The 26,211-nt window shown below is 50.1% G+C and carries 18 protein-coding genes; 16 read left to right on the forward strand and 2 right to left on the reverse strand.

The features are described 5' to 3' along the window. The 3 genes from RSX24_RS06755 to RSX24_RS06765 all read left to right on the forward strand — a co-directional run. A partial coding sequence (locus RSX24_RS06755; RefSeq protein ID WP_497198214.1) for an NADP(+)-dependent, decarboxylating phosphogluconate dehydrogenase occupies positions 1 to 522 on the forward strand: 522 nt, incomplete at its 5' end. A gap of 192 nt (positions 523 to 714) precedes the next feature. Next, entirely contained in the window at positions 715 to 1,818 is a 1,104-nt protein-coding gene (locus RSX24_RS06760; RefSeq protein WP_343260079.1) for a metallophosphoesterase, read from the forward strand. Between the two features lie 210 nt (positions 1,819 to 2,028). Next, positions 2,029 to 4,818 (forward strand): family 78 glycoside hydrolase catalytic domain, encoded by a 2,790-nt coding sequence (locus RSX24_RS06765; protein ID WP_343260080.1) that lies wholly within the window; start codon positions 2,029 to 2,031, stop codon positions 4,816 to 4,818. Between the two features lie 56 nt (positions 4,819 to 4,874). On the opposite strand, the gene RSX24_RS06770 is transcribed toward RSX24_RS06765, so the two are convergent. Then, entirely contained in the window at positions 4,875 to 6,119 is a 1,245-nt protein-coding gene (locus tag RSX24_RS06770; protein ID WP_343260081.1) for an AraC family transcriptional regulator, read from the reverse strand. Positions 6,120 to 6,291: 172 nt separating this feature from the next. Here RSX24_RS06770 and RSX24_RS06775 point away from each other — a divergent pair, with 172 nt between their 5' ends. From RSX24_RS06775 to RSX24_RS06800, 6 genes are all read left to right on the forward strand, one after another. Beyond that, on the forward strand, positions 6,292 to 7,581 hold the full coding sequence (locus RSX24_RS06775; RefSeq protein WP_343260082.1) for a glycoside hydrolase family 1 protein: 1,290 nt from the start codon (positions 6,292 to 6,294) through the stop codon (positions 7,579 to 7,581). A gap of 26 nt (positions 7,582 to 7,607) precedes the next feature. Then, a complete protein-coding gene (locus RSX24_RS06780; protein ID WP_343260083.1) occupies positions 7,608 to 9,011 on the forward strand; it encodes an MFS transporter in 1,404 nt (467 codons plus the stop codon). Positions 9,012 to 9,316: 305 nt separating this feature from the next. Then, on the forward strand, positions 9,317 to 10,174 hold the full coding sequence (gene licT, locus RSX24_RS06785; protein WP_236412022.1) for a BglG family transcription antiterminator LicT: 858 nt from the start codon (positions 9,317 to 9,319) through the stop codon (positions 10,172 to 10,174). Positions 10,175 to 10,283: 109 nt separating this feature from the next. Continuing rightward, positions 10,284 to 12,191: a beta-glucoside-specific PTS transporter subunit IIABC gene (locus RSX24_RS06790; RefSeq protein ID WP_343260084.1), complete on the forward strand. Its 1,908-nt coding sequence runs from the start codon at positions 10,284 to 10,286 to the stop codon at positions 12,189 to 12,191. Between the two features lie 18 nt (positions 12,192 to 12,209). Beyond that, positions 12,210 to 13,673, forward strand: a complete 1,464-nt coding sequence (locus RSX24_RS06795) for a glycoside hydrolase family 1 protein (RefSeq protein WP_343260085.1) — start codon at positions 12,210 to 12,212, stop codon at positions 13,671 to 13,673. 168 nt (positions 13,674 to 13,841) lie between these two features. Next, entirely contained in the window at positions 13,842 to 14,417 is a 576-nt protein-coding gene (locus RSX24_RS06800; RefSeq protein WP_339273037.1) for a 5' nucleotidase, NT5C type, read from the forward strand. A gap of 8 nt (positions 14,418 to 14,425) precedes the next feature. On the opposite strand, the gene RSX24_RS06805 is transcribed toward RSX24_RS06800, so the two are convergent. After that, entirely contained in the window at positions 14,426 to 15,313 is an 888-nt protein-coding gene (locus RSX24_RS06805) for a helix-turn-helix domain-containing protein (protein ID WP_339273035.1), read from the reverse strand. Positions 15,314 to 15,446: 133 nt separating this feature from the next. Here RSX24_RS06805 and RSX24_RS06810 point away from each other — a divergent pair, with 133 nt between their 5' ends. The 7 genes from RSX24_RS06810 to RSX24_RS06840 all read left to right on the forward strand — a co-directional run bounded on the left by RSX24_RS06810 (position 15,447) and on the right by RSX24_RS06840 (position 26,062). Further along, on the forward strand, positions 15,447 to 18,152 hold the full coding sequence (locus RSX24_RS06810) for a family 78 glycoside hydrolase catalytic domain (protein ID WP_343260086.1): 2,706 nt from the start codon (positions 15,447 to 15,449) through the stop codon (positions 18,150 to 18,152). 153 nt (positions 18,153 to 18,305) lie between these two features. Continuing rightward, positions 18,306 to 19,394: an acyltransferase gene (locus RSX24_RS06815; protein ID WP_343260087.1), complete on the forward strand. Its 1,089-nt coding sequence runs from the start codon at positions 18,306 to 18,308 to the stop codon at positions 19,392 to 19,394. Positions 19,395 to 19,671: 277 nt separating this feature from the next. Then, positions 19,672 to 20,232, forward strand: coding sequence for an AAA family ATPase (locus tag RSX24_RS06820; protein ID WP_343260088.1), 561 nt, complete (start codon positions 19,672 to 19,674; stop codon positions 20,230 to 20,232). A 486-nt stretch (positions 20,233 to 20,718) separates the two neighbouring features. Further along, the gene (gene licT / locus RSX24_RS06825) at positions 20,719 to 21,558 is read left to right on the forward strand and encodes a BglG family transcription antiterminator LicT (protein ID WP_236412032.1); all 840 of its coding nucleotides are present in this window, start codon (positions 20,719 to 20,721) and stop codon (positions 21,556 to 21,558) included. 355 nt (positions 21,559 to 21,913) lie between these two features. Then, positions 21,914 to 23,836 (forward strand): beta-glucoside-specific PTS transporter subunit IIABC, encoded by a 1,923-nt coding sequence (locus tag RSX24_RS06830; protein ID WP_339273027.1) that lies wholly within the window; start codon positions 21,914 to 21,916, stop codon positions 23,834 to 23,836. 64 nt (positions 23,837 to 23,900) lie between these two features. Then, on the forward strand, positions 23,901 to 25,346 hold the full coding sequence (locus RSX24_RS06835; protein ID WP_343260089.1) for a 6-phospho-beta-glucosidase: 1,446 nt from the start codon (positions 23,901 to 23,903) through the stop codon (positions 25,344 to 25,346). A 191-nt stretch (positions 25,347 to 25,537) separates the two neighbouring features. After that, positions 25,538 to 26,062, forward strand: coding sequence for a GNAT family N-acetyltransferase (locus tag RSX24_RS06840; protein ID WP_343260090.1), 525 nt, complete (start codon positions 25,538 to 25,540; stop codon positions 26,060 to 26,062). The last annotated feature ends 149 nt before the right edge of the window (positions 26,063 to 26,211 follow it).

The following is a 26,211-nucleotide window of genomic DNA, read 5'->3' on the forward strand; positions in this document are numbered from 1 at the left end:
AGCAAAATCCTGAACGGCCCGTCCGCGTCCGCCTTCACAGGCGACAAAGCTGCGTTCATCGAGAGCGTGCGCAAAGCACTGTTCGCAAGTAAAATCGTATCCTATGCCCAAGGCTTCGCACAAATGCGCGCAGCTTCCGACGAGTACGGCTGGGATCTGAAATATGGCAACATCGCGATGATTTTCCGCGGCGGTTGCATCATCCGTTCGCAATTCCTGCAAAACATCAAGGAAGCGTACGACAACAATGCCGAGCTGAAAAACCTGCTGCTCGACCCTTACTTCCAAAACATCGTGGAATCGTACCAGGATGCATGGCGCGAAGTGGTGTCCGTAGCGGTAACGCAAGGTATTCCGGTACCGGGCTTCTCCAGCGCGCTGTCCTACTACGACAGCTACCGCACAGAGCGTCTGCCGGCCAACCTGCTGCAGGCTCAGCGCGACTACTTCGGCGCGCACACGTTTAAACGCGTGGACAAAGAAGGCACATTCCACCACAACTGGATGGAAGCAAGCGAATAATCGTTAGACGACGCAATCATAAAAGTTCAAGCATTCCTGTGTCCGATGCGAAAGCCCTTGGCTCTCGGCGGACGCGGGAATGCTTTTTTGCATTGGAAAGATGCCTGGAACAGGGCTTCTGGGTTATACTGGTGCAGACGGGTTAAAGGCATCATTAGAAATTGAATATTGAACGAGGAGGATCGTCGTAGAATGTTTGTCGTAGCTGGTATTGCATTTCTGCTCGTATACGGATTGCTGGTATTTTACATAGGCTGGAGCGGGTGGAGCTGGATGAAACCCGTGGTGAGCGCACGTTTCCGCTGGCTGTATATTGGAATCATCGCATTTCTGGCTTGTTCATTTATTTTGGCGCGTGTATTTGGAAGCTTATCGTTTTTGAGCATCATTGGATCATACTGGTTGGCCATCTTCTCATTGTTATTGATGATTCTGCCGGTTGTACATATCATCCTTTGGCTGCTGCGGTTGACGCGCATACCCAGGCATCATGCACACAAATGGGCCGGCGCGGCGACGCTTGTTTTATTGTTGTCGACACTGGGTTACGGCATTTTCAATGCATATAGTCCGGTCGTGAGGGAGTACAGCATTCAGATCGATAAAAAAGTCGAAGGGCTGGACACGCTTAACATCGTGATGGCAGCAGATACCCATTTTGGGCTGCTGTCGGGACCAAGCCACGCTAAACGAATGGTGAACGAGATTAATGCACTGAAGCCCGACCTTGTGCTGTACCCTGGCGACCTGATCGACGATAACCTTGAGCTATACAAGAAAAGCGGGATCGCGGACATTATTCGTGATATCCAGGCACCCTACGGTGTTTACGCAACCCTTGGGAACCATGACAAATTCGAGGGTCCGATCGAAGCGTTGATTGCAGCCTTGGAACAAAGCAACATGAAGGTGTTATATGATGAGCAAATTATGCTGGATGACAAATTGACCTTGATCGGGCGCAAAGACAGAACCGAGACGGATCGTGCCGAGGTCGCTGCTTTAATGGAAAACGTGGATCAAAGCAAACCGGTGATCATGCTGGACCACCAACCGTATGATCTGGATATCGCCGAACAAAACGGCATCGATCTGGTTGTGTCCGGCCATACGCATCGCGGGCAGATTGCCCCGGCCCAGTTCATCACGCAGGCCATTTATGAGAACGATTGGGGATATTTGCAGAAAGGCGCCATGCATTCCATTGTCACGTCGGGTTATGGATTTTGGGGGCCGCCGATCCGTACAAGCAGCCGCTCCGAAATCGTACAGATTCATGTTACGTTCAAGCATTAACGAGAACCGTATATTTAGCGTCACAGCCCTTCTTGTTGAAGGGCTATTCGGCATTTGATCTCGGTTATTCGGCTGCTCCGATACCTGATTACAAAAATGCGTCCCCATGTACCATAAAAAATGTACTGTTTTTATTATCCTAAGAGAGTCACCGCGATCCTTCTCGATGGTAGAAGCATACGGCGGGGTGAACTTGAGGGGGGATTATACGTGCTTGAAGTCGGATCATTGCGAACGGAATATTTGGAAAATCCTTTGGGCGTGGACGCAGCATCACCACGATTAGGTTGGAAGGTGTACAGTTCAGAGACGAACGTTATGCAAACGGCATATCATGTACAAGCATCCGGAACAAAAGACTTTAACGATTTGATCTGGGATACGGGGAGAGTAGAATCTGACCAGTCCCAAGTCATCTTGTATGCAGGTCCGCCGCTGGAATCGCTGCAGCGCGTCTATTGGAGGGTTAAAGTCTGGGACAATCACGGTGAAGAGTCCATATTCAGCGAATGCGCCTTCTTTGAAATCGGGCTGTTGCATGCCAGTGACTGGCGTGCCTGCTGGATTGAACCGGAAAAGGAAGTGCAGATCGATGCCTATAAACCTGCCCCTTATATTCGCAAGGAATTCATTGTAAGGAAGGGATTTGTCCGGGCCAGGGCATGTTTGACGGCAAAAGGACTATACAGCTTTTATTTGAACGGGGCGGAAGGTACGGACCATCTGTTTACTCCCGGATTTACATCCTATCACGAGCGATTGCAATATCAGATCTATGACGTGACTCATTTGCTGCAGGAAGGCGCTAACGCGCTTGGCATTATTCTTGGCGACGGCTGGTGGAGAGGTTCTACCGGCGGGGCTAGCTTGAAAAATAATTTCGGGTACAAGCTGGCTTTTTTGGGACAACTGATGCTGCAATATGAGGACGGAACGATCGAATGGGTTTGCAGTGACGGGACATTCAAGACATCATACGGACCGCTGCTGAAATCAGACATGAAGGCTGGCGATCTTTATGATGCCCGAACAGATATGGAAGGCTGGAACCAACCCGGATATGACGATTCTTCCTGGGAGCAAGTACAGGCTGCCAAAGATGAACTAACTGGCCTGATTGCGACCCGCAGCGTGCCGGTTAGACAAAAGGAAACCTTTTCGCCAACGGTATTACACACGCCGAATGGCGAGACCGTGCTGGACTTTGGACAAAACATCGCAGGCTGGGTGGACATGAGGGTTTGCGGTGAAGCCGGTACCGATGTTGTACTCATCCATGGGGAAACGCTGGATAAAGACGGGAACTTTACCTTGCAAAACCTGGCCCATCACGGGCCGTTAGAGGACTTTCAAGAAGTTCGCTACATTTTGAAGGGTGAGGGTATCGAGCATTATCGTCCGCGCTTCTCGATCTTTGGTTTTCGCTACGTGCTGGTCAAGAAGCATCCAGGCATTGTAAAAGCAGAAGATTTTACGGCAGTGGCCATCTATTCGGATATGGAGCAAACGGGTGAATTTACGTGTTCCAATCCCTTGATCAACCAATTGGTCTCTAACTCGCGCTGGAGCCAAAAAAGCAATATCATGGAAGTGCCGACGGATTGCCCGACCCGGGAGAGAGCAGGCTGGACGGGGGACGCGCAAGTATTTTGCAAAACGGCAGCCAATTTTATGAACGTGCATTCGTTTTATGAAAAATGGCTGGCCGACCTGGCGTCCGAACAATTCTCGAATGGATCCGTAGGGAGTACGGTACCTACCGTGATCGGCTATCACAACAAAGAGGAATGGGAGAGGTTCTCCAAGCAGAATAAAGACCCCATGATGGCCATACGCAGGCCAGAGCCAGGAACGGCAAGCATGCTTGACGGTTCTTCCGGCTGGGGGGATGCGGCGGTTATTATTCCATGGACGTTGTATCTGTGTTACGGAGACCAAACCATTCTAGAGAAGCAGTTTGATTCGGCTAAGGCATGGGTGGATTATATGGCCGTCAGCGCCAGGAAAGCCAATGAACGTTTCAAAGACTCTCCCGCCTATCAGAGCTATACCGACGGCGAGCTTGATGCGGATTACATTTGGGATACCAGCTTCCACTGGGGAGAATGGCTCGAAGCCGATTCCGAATTCAACGATCTGGTCGCGGCGATGAGCAAGTCCCAAGGCTGTCATCCCGATGTTGCGACAGCGTATTTCGCCTATTCCACGCGCCTCCTGGCCGAAATGGCTTCCGTACTCGGAAAGCTCGAGATAGCAGAAGAATACCAGCGTCGATATGAAAAAATCAAGCATGTGTACAATGCATACTTTGTTCAAGATAACGGGCATATTCTGGACGATCGGCAGGCGCCGAATGTCCGGACGCTGGCGTTTGGGTTGGCGGATACAGCCAAACGACAAGCGGTTGCGGACCGTCTTGCCGAGATGGTCGTAGCGCAGAAGCATCATTTGAATACGGGATTTTTGTCCACGCCGTTCATCCTTCATGTTCTGGCGGATCATGGGTATCCCGAAATCGCCTATCGGCTGCTGGAGCAAACCTCCGATCCCTCCTGGTTATATGCCGTGAGCCATGGCGCTACAACGATTTGGGAAAGCTGGAGGGGAATCAAACCGGACGGGGAACTTACGGGTTCATTGAACCATTATTCCTATGGAGCGGTATGCGACTTCTTATTTACAGGCATTGCAGGCATTCGCCCGCAATGGGAAACGCCGGGCTTCAAACATTTTACGATAAAACCGCTGGTTGGAGGAACGCTTACACATGCATCTGCAACGTATGAATCTCCCTATGGCGTGATCCAATCCGGTTGGTTGAAGACGGAAAGAGGCGTTACCTACGATTTTGGCATTCCTGCGAACTCCAGGGCCACCGTTATGCTTCCGGGCAAGCAGGTTGACATCAAGCGAGTGTCTGCCGAGTTTCCCGATGTCCGCTATGAAGACGGGCATATCATCTTTACTGCAGGAAGCGGGGAGTACACGATCGCGCTGTAATACGCCTTACAGACCAAAACGAGCCAATATTCATTGGGCTCGTTTTTTACGTTGGGTCAACCTTTTTCGATCAAATGATGTTTTTCGCGATATTGTTTCGGGGTCACGCCCACGATCTTTTTAAATACTTTGGTTAAATAGCTCTGGTCATTAAAATGAAAGAGCGAGCCTAATTCGGATATCGAGATGGCGCTGTACGCCAGTAAACGTTTGATTTCTTCGATCTTTGTTTGTTGAATGTATTCGCTTACCGAAATGCCGACCTCTTTTTTGAACAGGGCCGACAAATATTTGGGACTAAGTCCAATCTCCAAGGCGATGTCGTTATGGTGGATTTCTTCATAAATGTGTTTATGAATGTACTCCTTGCAGGCTATGATTTTTTTGGAATATCTTTCGTGCCGTGCTTGCTTCACCTTCTCTGCAAACGTATGCAGGACTTCGCGTGCCAAACTTCGGATTTCATCCAGCCGGTCCAATTCCTCGAGCCGTTGTATAAACCTGTCGTGTAATGCAAAAGCGGTATCCTCGTTCAAGCCTCCGTCCATAGAAGCTCTCGTTACCAAAGCAATCAGCGTAATGATATGGTTTTTGTTCGAACGAAGGAAGCTGGATTTCGACAAGACGGATGAGGATTCTTCTTCCTTGATGAAGGACAGTTCGTCGATGTCCTCAACCCTGCCTTCTTTGATCATGAACAAAAGCTTTTTTTCGAACAATCGAACCTGATTGCGATCCGCAGATTGCAAATACTGGGTGAATTCAAGATTCACGAATCCCTTTGCCTTTTCATAGTCATCGAACTGAAAATCTTCATACAAGACGGATTGAGGAGAAAGCAGCTCCTTGTTGAACAAGTGATAAATAAAAACGCTGATATGGTTCAGCTTGTCATTGCTCAAAATCGGCAAACGTTCATAATAACGCGCGACTTGATCGCGATAAAAAAATGCATCCCTATCATTGATAATGCCAGTTAATACTTCATTAGGTATGGGGTGGGACAGGGTAGGACCCACAATCAGGGTGCCTTCAAACAGATCGCCATCGAAATAGCTGATTAATATGAACTTTTCGGAGAATACCGATTTGGTAATAACAGGAATCCGATATGTTCTTCTGGGTTCGAAATATAACGGGTTCAAATAACTTCCGGTGCGACGTTCGATCAATGGGTTGATCGGTTGGCCGCGCAAGTTGTCATAGATGACTTTTCCTTTCGGACTGATAAAGAAAACAGGCAGTTCAAACGTATTGGAAACGAGACTGCACATCGCGTCGATGGTAATGCATGTGGTCATCAGGATCAACTCCCTGCTGGAGATTTCATGCTGTATTCAGGACAATAATACTAAAAAACATACGAAATCACCATATCAAATCCAGGGTGAATGCTACTATGGTCATAGCGTCAAGTCAGGAATTGAAAACGCTTCCCCGGGGGAACAAATTGAGATGGAAAGGTAGAGGACGATGACAAAACCATTTAGGAGCGATTTTATGTTGGGTGCGGCTACGGCCGCGCATCAGGTGGAAGGAAACAATATCCATAGCGATTTCTGGGCGATGGAGCATATGCCGCACTCGTTGTACAAAGAACCTTCTTTACAGGCGGTGGACCATTATCATTTTTACGAAAAAGACATTCAAATGTTGGTGGATGCAGGCTTGAATACGTATCGCTTTTCCATCGAATGGGCAAGAATTGAGCCGGTTAAAGGGCAGTTTGCTGCAGAAGAGATCGAGCATTACAGGAAGGTCCTGGAATGCTGCCATCAACATAAGGTGAATCCTGTCGTGACATTGCATCATTTTTCGTCTCCCAAATGGCTGATTGCCGAAGGGGGATGGGAGAGCGAAACAACGGTGGAGCATTTCAAGAACTATTGCCGGCATGTCGTTTCAGAGTTGGGGCCCCTGATGCCTTACATCTGTACGATTAACGAAGCGAACATGGGGAAACAGATCACCAAAATTATGAAACGAATGATCGGCGCCGCAGCGAACGATTCGAACTCCACAACACCCGCGGATGTGCAGGTGGGTTTAAACGTCGATGTGCAAAGCAGCATGGAGAAATACTTTGCCAGTTTGGGACAGGTGTTTGGCATGGATCCAACAAAAGTACAACCATTTCTCTCCCCACGGACGGAGCAAGGCGAACAGATCATTATGAAATGCCATCAGGCAGCCAGAAGCGTAATCAAGGAATTGAACTCGTCGATCAAGGTCGGCATCACGTTATCTTTGTACGATCATCAGGCGTTACCCGGTGGGGAACAGTTAGCAGAACAAGAACAGCAGGAGGACTTCTTATACTATTTGCCGTTTCTCCAAGGTGATGACTTCATCGGCGTTCAAAATTACTCCAGAAAGATCCATGGACCAAGTGGGGTTGTCCAGCCGCCGGACCACGCGAAGTTAACCAAAATGGGATATGAAAACTATCCTCAAGCATTGGCGAACGTGCTTCAATTTGTGGCCAAACATTGGGATGGACCGATCATCGTAACCGAGAATGGCATATCTACGGATCAAGACGACGAACGCGTGGAATTCATCCGACAGGCCACAGCTGGCGTACAGAAGTGTGTGGAAGACGGGATTGATGTGATCGGGTACATGTATTGGTCCTTGTTGGACAATTTCGAGTGGCAGCTTGGCTACGCTCAAACCTTTGGATTGATCGCCGTCGACCGAACCACGCAAATCCGAACTCCGAAAGAAAGTTTGTCGTTTCTTGGCTCGTTAAGAAATCGGTAAGCGTATACATTCAAGGGGGCATCATTATGGGAGTAGTCAACGTCACTCAGAGTCAGCCAGTCGCGAGCATGCCGGAAGAAGATCGAAAGCTTTCATTCCGGGAGAAAGTGGCAGCCACGATCGGCAACATGACGGGAACGATGCACAATCAAATCATTGCCACGTTTTTGCTGTTCTTTTATACGGACATTCTCGAAATAAGCCCCGCTTACGTGGCAGGTTTATTTCTGGTAGCCCGGATTATCGATGCTATTCTTGTTCCCGTATTTGGCGTGTTTGTTGATAAAGTGAGCACGCCGTGGGGGAAATACGTGCCGTACTTTGCCATTCTGGGAGTACCGATCGCCATTTTCGGATGGCTGACCTTTACGGACTTTGGGTTGGGGGCAAACGGGAACGTTATCTATGTTACGGCAACGTACCTGGTATACAGCATCCTGATCTCGATAAAGTATGCGCCGAGCAACGCCGTAGGTCCCGCGATCACCAAAAGAATCGATGACCGGATCTCGATGGGGCAAATCGGTTATATCGCCATTATGCTCGGTGCATTGTTCGCATCATTGGCTTTTCAACCGCTTTACAAAGCATTGGGAAACGGGAATGATGCCAGAGGTTTCTCGTTGATCATGGGCCTGGTCGGATTGGTGGGGATTTTGGTATCCATTTTCCAGGTAACATCTTTGAAAGAAAGATACATCAACCCGAATAACAGCCAAAAGACACCGTTGAAAGAAATGATATCAGCAGTGTTCACGAACAGGTCGGCCGTTGTTCTGTACATCTACGTGCTGGCTTTGAACTTGTCCAACGGAATCCGAACGGCAATCATGATCCATTACTTCAAATATTTCTTTAATAACGAAGGGCTTGTGGTCATATACGGTGCGGTAAGCATACTGCCCACGTTTCTCGGCGTCATGGTGAGCGGACCGATCACGAGACGGTTTGGCATCAAAATCAATGTGCTGGCCGCTTCCGTCGTAAACGTGATCTGCATGCTTGCAGTGATGGTTATTCCCGATACAAAGGCTGGAATTATCATTTTTATGGCCTTGAATGCGATCACGGCGTTTTTCCTGGGCGCATCGACGCCGGCGCAAGGCTCCATGATGCCTGCTGCCATGGATTATACCGAATGGAAGACCGGAAAAAACGTAAACGGTTTGATGGGTTCCATTCAAGGTTTCGTGCAAACGTTGGCCATGGCATTGGCCGGGTCTATCGCAGCGTGGGCATTGCATGTAGTGGGGTACGTACCTGGAGTCGAACAAAGCAGCGAGACCATTTTTGGCTTGAAATTGTTAATGGGCGTGCTTCCGGCATTCGTTCTATTATTTACCGCATCGATCCTATGGTTTGACATTTCGGAAGAGAAACAGAAGCAAATTACGAAGGAACTTGCAGAACGCAGGCAACAAAAAAGTTAATCCTTTTGCGTCGGAATCATAATTGCGTCCCGACAGGGCATAACTATGGCAGGAATCATCGGACTCGGCAATACGGAATAATCTCATGTCATTGACAATGACGACGGCGTCGGTGCCGGAATGATGCATGGATTATGCCATGTTCGAGACGATTTTTCGTTGACACCGTTTTCAGCTTGTGGTACATTAGTCCCGAGGCTTGTTACCGGTAATGCGGGCAAAACCACAATAGAAATGATGTTATCATTATTTCTGTTTTGGTTTTGCCCTTTTTTAATCCTCAAAATAAAGTGGTGGGTCCAGACATGATCATTAAACAAATATTTAATAACAATATCGTCAGCACCGTCGATGACAAAAACCAGGAACTGCTGATCCTCGGCCGGGGTATCGGATTCAAGTTCAAAGCGGGCGACCCGATCGATGAAGAGCGGATCGAAAAAATTTTTCGTCTCCAGGATGCATCGATCTACGAGAAATTCAAGTCGATCGTCACCGAGGTGCCCGTAGAGATATTGCAGGCGACCGACGATATTGTGAGCTTGGCCCGGACGCAGCTGAACAAAACGATCAGTGACGGCATTTATGTGTCCCTGTCGGATCATATCCATTTTGCCGTACAGCGGATGGAAATGGGACATATCGCGCGCAATCCGTTATCGTGGGAGGTACAGCATTTTTACAAGGCAGAGTATGATGTGGCCCGCGAGGCACTCACCTTGCTGCGCGAGAGATTGGACATTGAATTCCCGAAGGAGGAAATATGCAACATTGCGCTGCATTTCATCAATGCGGAGATCAATGATTCCATGAATGACGTGACTCACCTGATGCAGCTGCTTCAGGAGATCATGAACATTATCAAATATCACTTCAACGTCGAAGTGGATGAAGATAGCGTCAACTATTTTCGGTTCATCACGCATTTGAAATATTTCTGCCAACGGGTCATCACCCATACGTCGCAAGACGATGCGGAGGAATACCTGTACGAGGTCGTTCGCAAGAACTATCCCGAAACGTTCAAATGCATACGCAAGATCGAAGCTTTTATCCATAAAAACTATCAATACGACATGACGCATTCCGAGCAGTTGTATCTGACGCTCCATCTGGAACGCCTGATGAAAACGAAACGGGATGCCGCCAAGGAAAGCGAATAACGATGGGCTTGTTACTGTTCAATCAGGCAATACCCGAATGAATCACTGACGCACGCGAGCGTTGGTTTCATTCGGGTATTTTTTGTGGACACAGAAGGAGGAAAACGAGATGGATCATCAGGAAACGGCAAAAAACATCGTCAAAGCCGTTGGGGGAAAAGACAACATCAATTCGGTGTACCACTGCGTTACCCGTCTTCGTTTTGATTTGAAGGACAACGACAAAGTGGACAACGGAACGCTCAAAAACCTGGACAAAGTCATGGGTACGAACGTTTCCGGAGACCAGTTCCAGGTCATTATCGGCAACGACGTGTCTAAAGTATTCGACGCCATGGTAAAGGAAGAGCCTGCGCTGCAGCAAAGCCAGGACAACAAAGCGGCCAAGCCGGAGAAAAAGCAAAACGTGATCCTGAGCATTTTCGAAACGATCGCTGGCGTATTTGCACCAATGCTGCCCGCCATTACGGCGGCCGGTATGCTCAAAGGGTTGCTGGCGCTGTTCGTATCGCTCGGCTGGATGGCTGCCGGAACGGACACGTACCGCATTCTGTCGGCGATCGGGGATGGCGTGTTCCATTACCTGCCGCTTCTGATCGCGTTTAGCGCGGCACGCAAATTCGGCGCCAATCCGTTCGTCGCCGTGGCGCTCGGAACCGCGCTGATGTATCCGGACATGAGCACATTGCTGTCCAGCGGGGAGTCGGTTTCCTTTATCGGCATTCCGGTAACAGCGGTGAGTTATGCTTCTTCGGTCATTCCGATTTTGCTGGCCGTATGGATTATGTCCTATGTGGAAAAATGGGTGGACCGTGTCATCCCGGCTGCGCTGAAGCTGCTGCTGGTGCCGCTGATTACGCTGATCATTATGGTTCCGGTTACGCTGATCGCCATCGGGCCACTGGGAACATTCGTAGGCAGCGCTTTGTCGGGCGGTATCAACTGGCTGCTGAATGAAGGCGGATTGATCGCAGGTCTTGTGCTTGGCGGTGCGATGGCCTTGATCATCATGACGGGTATGCACTATGCGCTTGTACCCATCATCCTGAGCAACATTGCGACGCTTGGATTCGATAAATTCCTGCCGCTCACATACATCTCCAACATGGGTCAAGCTGGTGCCACACTGGGCGTATTCTTCCGTGCAAAAGATAAAAAGTTGAAAACCGTAGCCTTGTCGACGAGCTTTACCGCTTTGATGGGGGTTACGGAACCGGCGATGTACGGGGTGAACATGAAGTTCAAACGTCCGTTCGCTGCAGCGATGATCGGTAGTGCAGTCGGCGGCGGATTCGCGTTGGCATTTGGTGCAAAAGCGTACGTTCTGGCGGGTAACGGCGGTCTTCCAGGTCTTCCTGCCCTGATTGGACAAACGTTCTGGTACTCTCTGATCGGCATGATCCTTGCGTTCGTTGTGGGTACGATTGCATCCGTATTGCTGGGCATCAAAGAAGAGGAAGGCGACGCTGAGGCGCTTGCCCCATTCGCTCCGAATGCGGCGGCGACGCCTGCCAAAGCAACCGAAGTGGTTGACGTCAATGCCATGGAAACGCCGGCGCCGTCAAGCAATGCGATGGCTTATGCACCGCTGACAGGCAAATCCATCGAGCTCAAGGAAGTGAACGATCCAACGTTCGGTGATGAAATGATGGGTAAAGGCGTTGCATTTGTGCCAACCGTGGGTGAACTGGTTTCTCCGGTGACCGGCACGATCATGAACGTGTTCAAAACGAAACACGCGATCGTGGTTCGCAGCGATGACGGCATGGAACTGCTCATGCATGTGGGCATCAACACGGTGAAACTGCGTGGTCAGCATTTCGAAGCGCATGTGGCGACAGGTGCGCGCGTTAAGGCTGGAGATAAATTGCTGACGTTTGATCTGGAAGAAATCGCGAAAGAATACGACATCACAACGGCCATGGTTGTGACGAATACAGCCGATTACAGTCAAGTACTTCCTGTGAAACTGGGAGACATCGTTGCCGGCGAAGAAGTATTGGAAGCCAAAATCTGAGGAGAGGGAGAGAGCGAGATGAACAAACGACAAGGTTTTCTGGAAGGATTTCTGTGGGGCGGCGCCATTGCCGCCAATCAGGCAGAAGGGGGATTCGACGCGGGCGGCAAAGGCTTCTCGACGGCGGACATGGTTCCTTATTTTGCGAAAAAGGATTACACCAACCTGCGGGAATTGATGCACGTAACGAGCGCGAAGGTGGAGAAAGCGATGGCTCATCACAGCGCCGAAGGATATCCGAAGCGTTACGGCATCGATTTTTACCATCGGTTCAGAGAGGACATCGCCTTGTTTGCAGAGCTTGGGTTCAAGGTGTTCCGGTTGTCGATCAACTGGCCGCGCATTTTCCCGAACGGTTACGATGAAGAGCCGAACGAAGAAGGATTGCGCTTCTATGATGAAGTGTTTGACGAGCTGAACAAACATGGCATCGAACCGCTGGTGACGCTGTCCCACTATGAAATGCCGATGGGGCTGGTACTTAAGTACAACGGCTGGGTTGGTCGTGAAGTGATCGGCCATTTCTTGAGATACGCAGAGACGGTGATGACTCGCTACAAAGACAAGGTCAGATACTGGCTGACATTTAATGAAATCAACACAACGATCATCGAACCGTTTACAGGAGGCGGCGTGATCGAAGACCGCGTGGACAACGTGATGCAGGCGTCCTACCAAGCCCTCCACCACCAGTTTGTGGCGAGCAGCCTGGTTACGAAGAAGGCACGGGAAATCAATCCGGATTTCCAAATCGGCTGCATGCTGGCACGCATGATCCATTATCCGGCTACATCCAAACCGGAGGACGTGCTGCAGGCGCAAATCGACAACCAGCTGAACCTGCTGCATACGGACGTGCAGGTGCGCGGAAGCTACCCTGCGTTCATGGACCGTTACTGGGAAGAAAACGGGGTGTCCGTCGTCATGGAACCAGGCGACGAGCAAATTTTGCGCGACCACACCGTGGACTTCATTTCGTTCAGCTATTACACGTCCCTGGTGTCTGCGGTAAATCCGGAGGATTATGGCGTAACTGGCGGCAACCTGTACAGCACGATTAAAAACCCGAACCTCGAACGCACCGAGTGGGGCTGGCAGCTTGACCCGATCGGACTGCGCATCGTGCTGAAAGAACTTTATGACCGCTATCAATTGCCGCTGTTCGTCGTTGAAAACGGTCTTGGCGCGAAAGATACGGTTGAACCGGACGGTTCCATCCAGGACGATTATCGCATCGACTACCTCAGAAAACATATCACCCAAATGAAAGAAGCCGTTATGGACGGCGTCGATCTTATGGGATATACGAGCTGGGGAGCCATCGACATTATCAGTGCATCGACTTCCGAAATGTCCAAACGATATGGCGTCATTTACGTCGACCAGGATGATCTGGGACAAGGCACGCTGAACCGAATCAAGAAAAAGAGCTTTGGCTGGTACCAAAAAGTGATTGCATCCAACGGTGCAGACCTGAGCTAAGCGTATGCCAAGCGTAAAATAACATGTTCAAAGCCCTTGCGCAGCGGATGATGCCGCGTGCATGGGCTTTTTTTAGTAAGGGATCGAATATGCATTGGTGTAACGCGCCACAGGATGGAATGATGACACGGATGGTGATATACTGGTTTCCGAGTAGGGGGAATACATATGAAGAAAGCGATTATTGCCGTAGACATGGACGATACGATCTGCCATCTGGTGAAGCGGGCCATTCATTATAACAATTTGCAGTTTCCGACGCATCCGCTGCGTTATGAAGATATGGTAACGTGGGACACGACGCATTTGCGCCATCCGGATTCGACGCACGACATCTTTTATGGCAGGCCGGGATTATTCGAAGAGCTGGAGCTGTATGACGACTACGTCGTGGAAGAGATGCAGAAGCTGAACGAGGCGTACGATGTCATTATCGTAACCGCGGCCGATCCCGCCACTGTGGTGGAGAAGTGGAACTGGCTTCAGCGCCACATGCCGTTTATTACTGCGGAGCAGTTCATTACCTGCAAACGCAAAAACTTGCTCGGATTCGATCTGTTAATCGATGACGGGCCGCACAACCTGCTTCCTGCGCTCGCTGAAGGCAAAAAGGTACTGTGCATTCCTCATCCTTGGAACGTGCGAGAGCGGGAGCAGCATGCGTTCCCACTGATGAAAACGTGGAAAGACGCAAAGGAAATCGTAGATCGCCTGTTGGCGCCGGATTCCTTGATCTCCAATTAAAATACGGTTCAACCATGATGCGTGAAATGGGATGTATGCTTCTTGCGGTACGCCAGCGGCGTATCGCCCGTAATTTTTTTGAAATTCGCATAAAAGGAGTCGACATCCCGATACCCGACCAGTTCGGCAATCAGGCTGACTTTGTGCTGTGAACGCTTCAGCAGTTCACAGCTTTTTTGTATGCGCAAAAACTGCAAAAACGAGCCGAAGCTTTGTCCGGTCTGCGTGCGGAACATGCGCTGGATTTGTTTGTCGCTGCAATTGCAGAGGCGTGCCAGGTCGGACAGGCGCGTTTTCTCGGCGAGATGCTGCTCCAAATATTGAATGATATGGTCGAGCTCCGGTGGTTTGACCGGGTCGTTCGGCTCCACCCTATGGATGAAGCGGTAGGTGGTTACCACCAGTTGGCTGACAAGCGTATACAGCATGGTGGACGAGCCGATCCCGGGAACGGCGCACTCGCGGTGCAGCCTGGTCATCAGGTCTTCGATCCGTCTCCCATGGTCTGTAATGAAAACGTAAGGGGCCTTGTTTTGCTCCAATTCGTTCAGGTGCGAAAGGATCTCGGGTTCCTGAATCATGCCGGCCAATTCCTGGATCAATTCGGCGTTGAACAGGCAGTTGCTGATCGTGAGCGGATGTTTGGAAACGTCGGTCGTAGCCGGGCGAAAGACGTGCGGAACGCCGACCGGAATCACGAACAGCATGCCCTGATGCACCGGAATGACCTCGTTTCCGATATGATGGAAACCTCGTCCCCCGGAAACATAGCTGTATTCCACGAAATCATGCGCATGGAAGGGACCCGCAAAATTTTCCGAGACGCGGTTGACGAACAATTTCAGCTGGTCGCGGAAAAAGTACTCTCCTTTAAATATCTCAATGACAGGCTTCATGATCAAACCTCCTTGCTTCGTGGCCGGATTGCCGGGTGAAAAAGTCCGTTCTGCCGGGTAATTCTCAGGTTCGGGTCGATATAATTATATCGTAAGCCCTTACAATAGACCATGCGGAAAGGATGCTGCAACCATGTTCATCGTTAATCATCTTCGCTGCGAATATCGGAAAAATCCGATCGGACTGGACGTTTCGTCCCCCCGGATCAGCTGGCACCTGCAATCCGATGCCCGGAACGCCGTCCAGGAAGCTTATCAGATCCAGCTATCCCTCGTACCCGAAATGAACCGAATCGAGTGGGACTCGGGACGGCAACATTCCAACCGTTCCATTCATGTGGAGCTGACCGGTTGGAAGCCTGTCCCCCGAACCCGATACTATTATCGCGTTCGTGCTTGGGATGGTGCGGGCAATGAATCGGAATGGTCGGAACCGGCTTTTTTCGAAACAGGCCTGATGGATGCGGAAGACCGATGGCAAGCCGATTGGATCACGGCCGGTGCAGCCTTGAAGGACGATCCTTCCTGCCCGCGCTTGCGCAGAGTGTTCGAACTGCAAAAAGCGGTAGTCAGGGCAACCATTTATGCGACAGCACTCGGGTTATATGAACTGCACCTGAATGGTGCCAGGGTAGGAGATCATTATTTTACGCCAGGCTGGACCAGTTACGACAAACGTTTGCAGTACCAGGTGTATGATGTTACGTCCATGCTCGTGGCCGGGCAAAACGTGATCGGCGCGGTTCTCGGAGACGGATGGTACGGCGGGCATTTGGGCTGGGACGGCCGAAAGGGATTATTCGGCGACGATCGCGCGCTGCTGCTGGAACTGCATATTCGATATGAAGACGGCTCCGAGGATCGGATCTTGTCGGGAAAGGACTGGATGGCATCCGCCAGCGCCATTGCCATGTCGGACATATATATGGGGGAAACGTACGACGCCCGGCTGGAGTCCGATTGGCTGGACGAATCCCGCGCATCCTGGTCACCGGCAGCGATTTTGGACCATGCCAAAGACATCATCGTTGCGCAGGAGAACGTCCCGGTTACGGCGATGGAGCAGCTGAAGCCGATTGCGCTGCTGACCACGCCGGAAGGCGATCGTGTGCTCGATATGGGACAAAACATGGTGGGCTGGATGAGGTTCAGCGTGCAGGGTGATCCTGGGCAAACGGTTGAACTGCTGCATGCGGAGATTCTGGACCATGCCGGCAACTTCTATACGGAAAATTTGCGTTCCGCCAAGCAGCAAGTTCAATATACGCTGAAAGGCGGGGGCGTTGAAACGTATGAACCGCATTTTACGTTCCAGGGGTTCCGATACGTGAAACTGATCGGTTTCTCCGAACCGATTCAGATCGACGATTTTACAGGTGTTGTGCTTCATTCAAATATGGAACGCACGGGCGAATTCGCCTGCTCCAGTCCGCTCGTCAACCAGCTGCACCACAACATTTTGTGGGGGCAAAAGGGCAATTTCCTCGACGTGCCGACCGATTGCCCGCAGCGCGACGAACGGCTCGGCTGGACGGGTGATGCGCAGATGTTCATCCGCACGGCGTCTTATCTGATGAACACCGCTCCATTTTTCACGAAATGGCTGCGGGATTTGCGGGCAGACCAGCATGAGAACGGGGGCATTCCGTTTTTTGTGCCTGACGTCAACGTATCCGGGAGCGACAGCGCCCATTCGTCGGCGGCATGGGGCGATGCAGCGGTCATTTGTCCGTGGACGCTCTATGAAATGTATGGAGATACGAGACTGCTCGCCGAACAATATGACAGCATGAAGCAATGGATCGAATACATTCGATCACAGGGCGATAACCCCTACTTATGGAATACGGGCTTTCACTTCGGGGACTGGCTTGGCCTCGATTCGAAACCGGGAAGTTATGTCGGGGCTACCGACCGGGATTATGTCGCGACCGCATTTTATGCCTACTCGGTTTCCCTTACACGGAAAGCAGCCAGCGTGTTGGGGTTCGATCAGGATGCGGTTTACTTCGACCAATTGCATGCACAGATCATCCAAGCTTTCCGCAACGAATTCGTTACACCTGCCGGCCGCATTTCCGTGCCGACGCAGACAGCGCATGTATTGGCTTTGCACTTTGACCTGCTGGAACCGGAGCACCGCAAACGGGCCGGTGATCAATTGGTGAAATTGGTTGAAGAGGCGGGCAATCATCTGACCACCGGTTTTGTCGGAACGCCATATCTGAACCCTGTGCTCAGCGCTGCCGGTCACCGCGATTTGGCGTATACCCTTTTATTTCAAAAGGATTATCCATCCTGGCTGTTCCAAGTGACGCAAGGTGCCACGACCGTGTGGGAGCATTGGGACGGCATGCGGGAGGATGGCAGCCTTTGGAGCAGGGACATGAATTCGTTCAATCATTATGCGTACGGTGCCATTGGCGAATGGTTATACCGTGATGTCGCAGGCATACGTCCGGATGAACATCGCCCCGGCTTCGGCATGGTGCATATCGAACCACAGCCGGGACCCGGATTGGATTGGGTCAAAGCCAAGGTGGACACCATGTATGGCACGGTTTCGTCCGCATGGCACCGCCACGACCATGGCGAAATGATCGTGGAGGTTCACATTCCGGCCAACGTTTCGGGTACGGTGCTCCTTCCGCTTGCTGCGAAAGCTGCAGTAAAGGAGCAGGGCCAGCCTTTGGAAGAGGTGACGGCGATCCGCGCGTTCCGGGCAGAAGGACCGGATACCCGCGTGGAGCTTGGCTCGGGCAGTTATACGTTCACCTACGTTCTGCCGAAGGCTGACGAACATCCTGAACTCGAAGCGGAAAAAGTACGATCGAGTTAAGATCAAGTCTCCAAGGATTAACGCAAATTTTGTTGAAAAATGACGAAAATGATATGGATAAAGATTGAAAAAACCTCGCTTGCCCACTAGAATGAAGATGGAATCTGGATTGCGGCCGGAAACTATCATATCAGGCATAAGCGAGGTTTTCGTATGGAACTACCGGCTACTCGGCCACAGCGCATTTCGTATTTGGGCTTTTACCGGGCCTTTGCGATCATGGCGGTGGTGGCCATTCATGCAACGTCTACGGCGGTCGCGCATTATCCCAAACAGACGTTGGACCACCAGTTTTATTTTTTCTGGAACAGCTTTTTGCAGTTTGCCGTACCGGCATTCCTGTTTTTATCGTCACTGGTGTTATTCTACAACTATAGCGCACGAACCAATGAGCAGGGCTGGAAGCTGAAGTTTTACAAAAAACGTTTGTTATACGTGTTCGTCCCGTATCTCGTCTGGTCGCTGATTTATTTTGTCGTCAAGGAATGGCTTGCCGGCGAACAGCCGCAGGACCATTGGCCACGCTTGGCGGAGCAGCTGCTGACAGGACGCGCGCACACCCATTTGTACTTTTTCCTTATTATTTTGCAATTTTACATCGTATTTCCCTGGCTCCTTGCCTTGACGCGATATCGGTTGGTTAAACGATACTTCCCTCTGTTTTTTGTGGCAGGGCAAGCCGTTTTTTATGCGCTCCATTTGCAATTCCACTTTGAACGGCTCGGCAGCCTGCTGCCAAGCTACCTGATTGTCATCGGTTTCGGTGCATGGGCCGGACTGAATTACGAGGCGGCACTGAAGACGTTGAGGGCATGGAAAATCGCGCTGCTGCTCGCCCTGATGGCAGGAGGGGCCGTCTTTATCTACGGCGGCGGAATGATCAAAAGCATGTTTGCTTCCGATTCATTCGTGGCTTTTACGCTATTATTCGTTTTTCGGAATTTGTTTACACTCTCCGCCTGTTTGCTGCTGCTGCTCGTGTGCGCATGGATTGAGCGCCGGAAAAGGCCTGCTGCCGAACGTGTCGCCAAAGTGTTGAATTCGCTGGGTACCGTTTCGTTCGGCGTGTTCCTGATTCATCCGATGATTCTGCTCTTCTGGCGGCGTGAACTTGCGGCCCCGCTGCTGCAGCATTTCAGTCTCGGCATCGCGATGTCTTATGCGGCTGCGCTGCTTCTATCCTGGATCGTTGCAATCGGTTTGCGCAAAGTGAAATGGGGATGGGTGCTCATTGGACAATGATGTTGGATGGCTGAGCTCATTCGCAGCAACAAGAGAGATTTCAGACTTCTGGCTTGTACAGAAGGGGCTGAAGTCTCTTTTTTGCGTCATCAGATAAACATGAGGACTGGTCATTTTTTAAACCTGTTGTTGCAGGAACCGTCCGCCCGCGTGTGATCCAATGCATTTGCAAAAACGTCGATCGAAGTGTTTCTAAATTTCCGATAAGTATGTAATATGGGGAGATATCCAAAATATGCTTCGTTCGGGGCACCCGACAAGTCGAGGAGTGATTATCATGAAACTGGTTATTATTGTTGGGCCGCAAGCGGTAGGCAAGATGACGGTAGGGCAGGAGCTGGAGAAGATCACCGGCCTAAAGCTATTTCACAATCACATGACGATCGATTTGGTATCGCCTTATTTCAGTTACGGTACCCCGCAGGGCAAACGGCTCGTCAGCTTGTTCCGCCGGGAAATTTTCGAAGAGGTATCGAAAAGCGAGCTTCCCGGATTAATTTTTACATATGTGTGGGCATTTGATGTGGCCGAGGATGGGGAATACATCCGGCAGCTTCGTGAAATGTTCGAATCGAGAGGGGCGCAGGTGTGCTACGTGGAGTTGGAGGCCGATCCGGCGGAACGGCTTGAACGCAATCGCAGTCCGCACAGGCTGCTGCACAAACCAACGAAACGGGATGTGGCATGGTCCGAGCAGGACTTGCTGGAAAGCATGGAAAAGTATCGGCTGAATTCAGAACCAGGTGAAATCACGCATCAGCACTATGTTAGAATCAATAATACGAATCTGAGTCCGGAGGAGACGGCTCGGCAGATCAAGGAAAGGTTCAATCTGTAACCTTTTGTGAAAGAAAGTATAAATCCATTTTCGGATCAAAACATGTTGGTTTCCGGAATTTGAAATTTCCCAAAATTTACAAAAGATTTATATTTGGCCTCATATAACCACGCATGTTCACCCGCAGAAAACGGGGCGCATATCGCATCAGGACAGCCTGAATATCATATAACGATGCAAGGACTTGCATGAAAACCGGTTTCAGGAGGGAAACTTAGATCTATAATTGACGAGTACCGAAAAGGAGATTTTTTAATCTTTATCGTTCTCAAAGTAACTATATTGTCTAAATGCAAACGCCATGATTTCCGCCGTGATTCATCCCTGCGAATAAAACAAGATCGTTTCAAACCCATTAAAATTACTGTTGTATAATGTAGAAAAATGTAATAACATAATTTCACGCAATAGTTGACATTGAAATGGGCGATGCCATATACCTGACGAAGGTAAGGTTTGCCTTTTTCTGTATATTGGAGTGATAAAGTGAAAATTGAAAAGGTCCTCAACAATAATGCTGTCGTTGCCGTTAAGGACGAGCGGGAAGTCATCGTGATCGGGCGCGGAATCGCATTTCAGAAGCGTGCGGGCGACATGGTTGCCGAAGAGCATATTGATAAAATATTCACGCTTCAAAACGAAGACATCCAGGAAAATTTCAAAGCGCTGATCGCAAGCATTCCCTTGGAGTACATGAAGGTATCCGAGGAGATCATTAATTATGCCAAATTGAAGCTGGGCAAAAAGCTGAACGAAAGCATTTACCTTCACCTGACCGATCACATTCACTTTGCCATCGAGCGTTACAAAAACAATTTGCCTATTCGGAACGGGTTGTTATGGGAAACCAAGCAGCTCTACAAGGACGAATTCGAAGTGGGGCTCGAGGCGCTGAACATGATTTGCGACCAGTTCGGCATCCTGCTGCCCGAGGATGAAGCCGGATTTATGGCGCTGCATTTTGTAAACGCCGCTCTCAACGAGGAAATGCCCAATATTCGCAGCATGACCCAAGTGATGCAGGAGATTTTGACGATCATCAAGTATCACTTCAAAATGGACTTTGACGAAAATTCACTGACGTATTATCGCTTCGTCACCCATTTGAAGTTTTTCTCGCAGCGGTTGGTCAACGGCAAACATTACAAAAACAACAACGATGACGAGTTGTTCGAAATGATCCAGAAGAAATATCCGGAAGCTCACAAATGCTCGCTCAAAATCAAAAAGTTCATCGAAAACAACTACACGTATCAACTGACCAACGAAGAATTGATGTATCTGTCCATCCATATTGAGCGTGTAGTGCATGCGACGACAGAGTAAAACAATTTTATTAATTTTAATAATAAAACGCTTGCAATTGTAAAACGGATGAGCTATTATAATCACATAAAGTAAGCGCATACAACAAACGGGTTGTAACTGTTCAATCAGGCAACTCCGACCACCTTGAAACAATAAAGATGGGTTGCAACTTACTTTTGAAACAAGATGTGGGGTTCACAACCAAATAGCTATTGTGTACAGCCTTACAGGGTTGCAACCGTTAAGGGCAAAACCTGAATTGCTGAATCACACGACCTGTGTTCCGGAGAAATACCGGCGCGCTGCGTGGATTCAGTAGTTCAGGTTTTCTTTGTTTCACCGCAGAAAGTTCAATCAGAAAGGGAGAATTACAATGAACTACGATCAATTGGCTAAGGACATTCTGTCCCGCGTTGGTGGTCCCGGAAACGTAAACAGCGTGTTCCATTGCGTAACGAGATTGCGCTTTAAACTGAAAGATGAAAGCGTCGCCAAAACGGAAGAGCTTAAAAATTTGCCAGGCGTCATCACCGTCATGCAGAGTGGCGGCCAATACCAAGTCGTTATTGGAAATGAAGTGCCTGATGTGTATAAAGCCGTTGTCAAAGCAGGGAATTTGTCTGCCGAAGGTCAGGTAGATGAAGACAAAGCAGACTCCGGTCCGAAGGGCAACTTGTTTAACCGCTTTATAGACATGATCTCGGGCGTGTTTACTCCGGTTCTTGGTTTGCTTGCCGCGACCGGGATGATCAAAGGATTCACAGCCATGTTTGTATCGCTGGGATGGGTCGACAATACGTCAGGGACGTATGCGTTGTTAAATGCAGTGGGAGATTGCTTGTTCTACTTCTTCCCGATCTTCCTTGGATACACGGCCATCAAAAAGTTCGGAGGAACGCCGTTCCTGGGCATGGCCATCGGTGCTTCGCTGGTCTACCCGACATTGGCGGGCATCAGAGCCGGAGAGCCCATGTATACGTTGTTTGCCGGCACCTTGTTCGAATCACCTATTCGCATTGAATTTTTAGGTATCCCGGTCATTTTGATGGATTATGCTTCATCGGTTATCCCGATCATCGTAGCCACGTTCTTCGCGGTGAAGATAGAGCGGTTTTTCAAAAAAGTTATGCCTAAAGTGGTCAGCAACTTCCTGGTTCCGTTTTGCACTTTGCTCGTCATCGTACCACTTACGTTCCTGTTAATCGGTCCGATCTCTACATGGGCGGGTCAATTGCTGGGAGCGTTCACAACTTGGATTTACGGACTGAGTCCTCTGATTACAGGTCTCGTGATCGGTGGTCTATGGCAAGTGTTTGTATTGTTCGGACTTCACTGGGGACTCGTTCCTGTGGCCTTCGTGAACTTGGCGAATTTGGGATATGATCCGGTTTTGGCGATGTCTTTCGCGGCATCCTTTGCTCAGATCGGAGCTGTGCTCGCGGTTATCGTCAAGTCCAAAAGCACCAAACTGAAAACGCTGGGCGCTCCGGCCTTTATATCGGGTATTTTCGGAGTAACTGAACCGGCTATTTACGGCGTGACGCTCCCATTGAAAAAACCGTTCATCATGAGTTGTATCGCGGCGGCCATCGGAGGCGGCATTCTCGGATATGTGGGCACAAAAGGGTACATCATCGGTGGTCTGGGCATTTTCGGATATCCGAGCTACGTTAACCCAGAAACAGGCATGGACGCTATATTCTTCTGGACGATTGCGGCTACGCTGATTGCATTCATCCTGGGCTTCATTCTCGTCTATGTGACTGGATTCAAAGAACCGGAAGAGAAGAAGGCAGAAGCGGCGCCTGCGCCAAAAACAGAATTGGAACCAAACCCGAACCAAAGATTCGAAATCGCAAGCCCGATGGCTGGCGAAGTGGTCGAGCTGAAAGAGATCAACGATGTGACGTTTGCCGGAGAGCATATGGGTAAAGGCATTGCGATTCGTCCAACAAGCGGCCGTGTCGTATCCCCTGTTAACGGCGTAGTACAGACGGTGTATCGCACGAAACATGCGATCGGACTGGTCAGCGACGACGGCGTGGAAATGCTCATCCATATCGGCCAAGATACGGTTCAACTGAAAGGCCAGCATTTCACGCCGCATGTGAAAGATGGGGACCGCGTCAGCGTGGGTGATCTGATCATGGAATTCGATTTGCAGGCGATCAAGGATGCAGGGTATGAAACGGTAACGCCGATTATCGTTGCGAACACGTCCGCTTATCTGGATGTCGTAGGGACCAAACACGCCACCGTGAACGAAAAAGAAAAACTGCTTACGGTTTTGGGTTAACTTCCCCGAATCAATGATTTTCAGATGACTTGATTTCAAGTTTGGATAGGAGGAAACGAAATATATGTTTAAAACGTATACGTCCTTCCCGGAGAATTTTCTCTGGGGAGGAGCTACTGCAGCCAATCAGCTCGAAGGCGCTTATCTGGAAGATGGCAAAGGTCTGACCACGGTGGATTTGATTCCGATTGGACCGGACCGCATGAAGATCGCAATGGGAGCACTGGATTCGTTTGAGCCCAAAGAAAGCGAGTTTTATCCTTCCCACGGGGCGATCGATTTCTATCATCGTTACAAAGAAGATATTGCGCTTTTCGCGGAAATGGGCTTCAAAAGCTTCAGGATGTCCATCGCCTGGGCGAGGATTTTCCCGAACGGGGATGACGCGCAGCCGAACGAAGCCGGACTCCAATTTTACGACGATGTGTTTGACGAGCTGCTCAAGCACAACATTGAACCTGTCGTTACGATCTGCCATTTCGATGTACCTGTAAGTTTGGTGAAGACCTATGGCGGGTGGACCAACCGCAAGATGGTCGGATTTTTTGAAACATATGCTCGCACATTGTTTGAACGCTACCGGAACAAAGTGAAATACTGGATGACGTTTAACGAAATCAACATGCTGCTGCATCTTCCTTATATCGGGGCGGGGATCGTCCTGAACGACGGCGACGACAAGGAAAAGGTATTGTACCAGGCAGCCCATCATGAACTGATTGCCAGCGCGCTTGCCGTCAAAGCCTGTCACGAGATCATTCCAAATGCGATGATTGGTTGCATGCTTGCGGCGGGAACGGTATATCCGTATACGAGCAATCCGGAAGACGTATGGAAAGCGATGGAGTTGGACCGTGAATCGTTCTTCTTCATCGACGTGCAGTCCAAAGGCGAATATCCGGGATATACGAAACGCTTTTTCCGGGAACGCGGCATCGAGCTTCAAATGGAAGAAGGCGATCTCGAACTGCTGCGGGAAAACACGGTGGACTACATCGGATTCAGTTATTATGCGAGCCGCTGCACCAGCGCCGATCCGGAGGTGCTGAAAAATTCCACGGAGGGCAACGTGTTCGGATCGGTGAAAAATCCGTATTTAGAAGCCTCCGAATGGGGTTGGACGATCGATCCGAAAGGGCTGCGCATTACATGCAACCAATTGCATGACCGTTACGGCAAACCGCTTTTCATCGTCGAGAACGGGTTGGGCGCGACGGACGTGCTGCTCGAAAATGATACGGTCGAGGACGATTATCGCATCGACTATCTGGATCGCCATTTTGCCGAAATGGCCGAGGCGATTCAGGATGGCGTCGACATCATCGGTTACACGAGCTGGGGACCGATTGACCTTGTCAGCGCCGGAACCGGGGAGATGAAGAAACGGTACGGCTACATTTATGTAGACCGGAACAACGATGGCAGCGGTTCGTTAAGAAGAATTCCGAAGAAAAGCTTCCATTGGTACAAAGAGGTCATCTCGAGCAATGGCGCAAAGTACTTTGAGTAATCGTACAGAAGCTTGCTTTGAAAAAGGAAAGCCGACTTCCCTTCGCAGGAATCGGCTTTCCTTTTTATCGTATTGCTGGTTCGGCCGTATTTCTTATAAGATGGAAAGGGAATGGAAGACGCTGATCGCAATGCTCGCTTCCTGCCGATCCGGGGGCGGCAAGCCCAAACCAAGAGATAAGGAATGAGGAGATGGCCATACCGCTTCAAGCCATGCCGAAAGTCATGGCGATTCAGGAACATCAGGTGGACGCAGCCGTCCGGTTTGCGATGAAGGTGCGGCGCGAAGTATTCCCGATGCTGAATCACGAAACGCTGCCGACGGACTTGCTGCATTTCCATGCGCATTACATGCATTCGGATCAAAGCAAGTTTCTGGTCGCAGTAACCGAGAACAACGAGATTATTGGCTCCATAGGGATTGTGCCGTACGATGGGCGCATCGAAGAAATCAAAGGACGGTATCCCGAAGGGGCGGCCGCCGAAGTGGTGAAATGCTACGTGGATGCGGAATACCGCAGACACGGCATCGGTTCGTTGCTTGCCAGCGCATTGAAGGATGCCGTGCGGGAAATGGCGTACGATACGCTGTATTTGCATACTCATCGCTTCCTTCCGGGGGCCGTGGATTTTTGGATGCGGCAAGGATTTGAGATCGTTACCGAGCAGTATGACGAGTGGCAAACGGTGCATATGGAGAATCTGCAGGCATTCTAAGGGAACGTTTCTGGACGTGGAACCCATTGCTTTTCACAACAAAACGATTTTGAGCTATCGTCTGCTGGACGAAGCGGACAGAGCCCGGCAAAAAGACAAAGGCGGTTTCGCATGATGCGAAGCCGCCTTTGTCTTTGTTTATGGAGAAC

This window comes from Paenibacillus hubeiensis (assembly GCF_032334105.1).
GTDB lineage: Bacteria > Bacillota > Bacilli > Paenibacillales > Paenibacillaceae > Paenibacillus > Paenibacillus hubeiensis.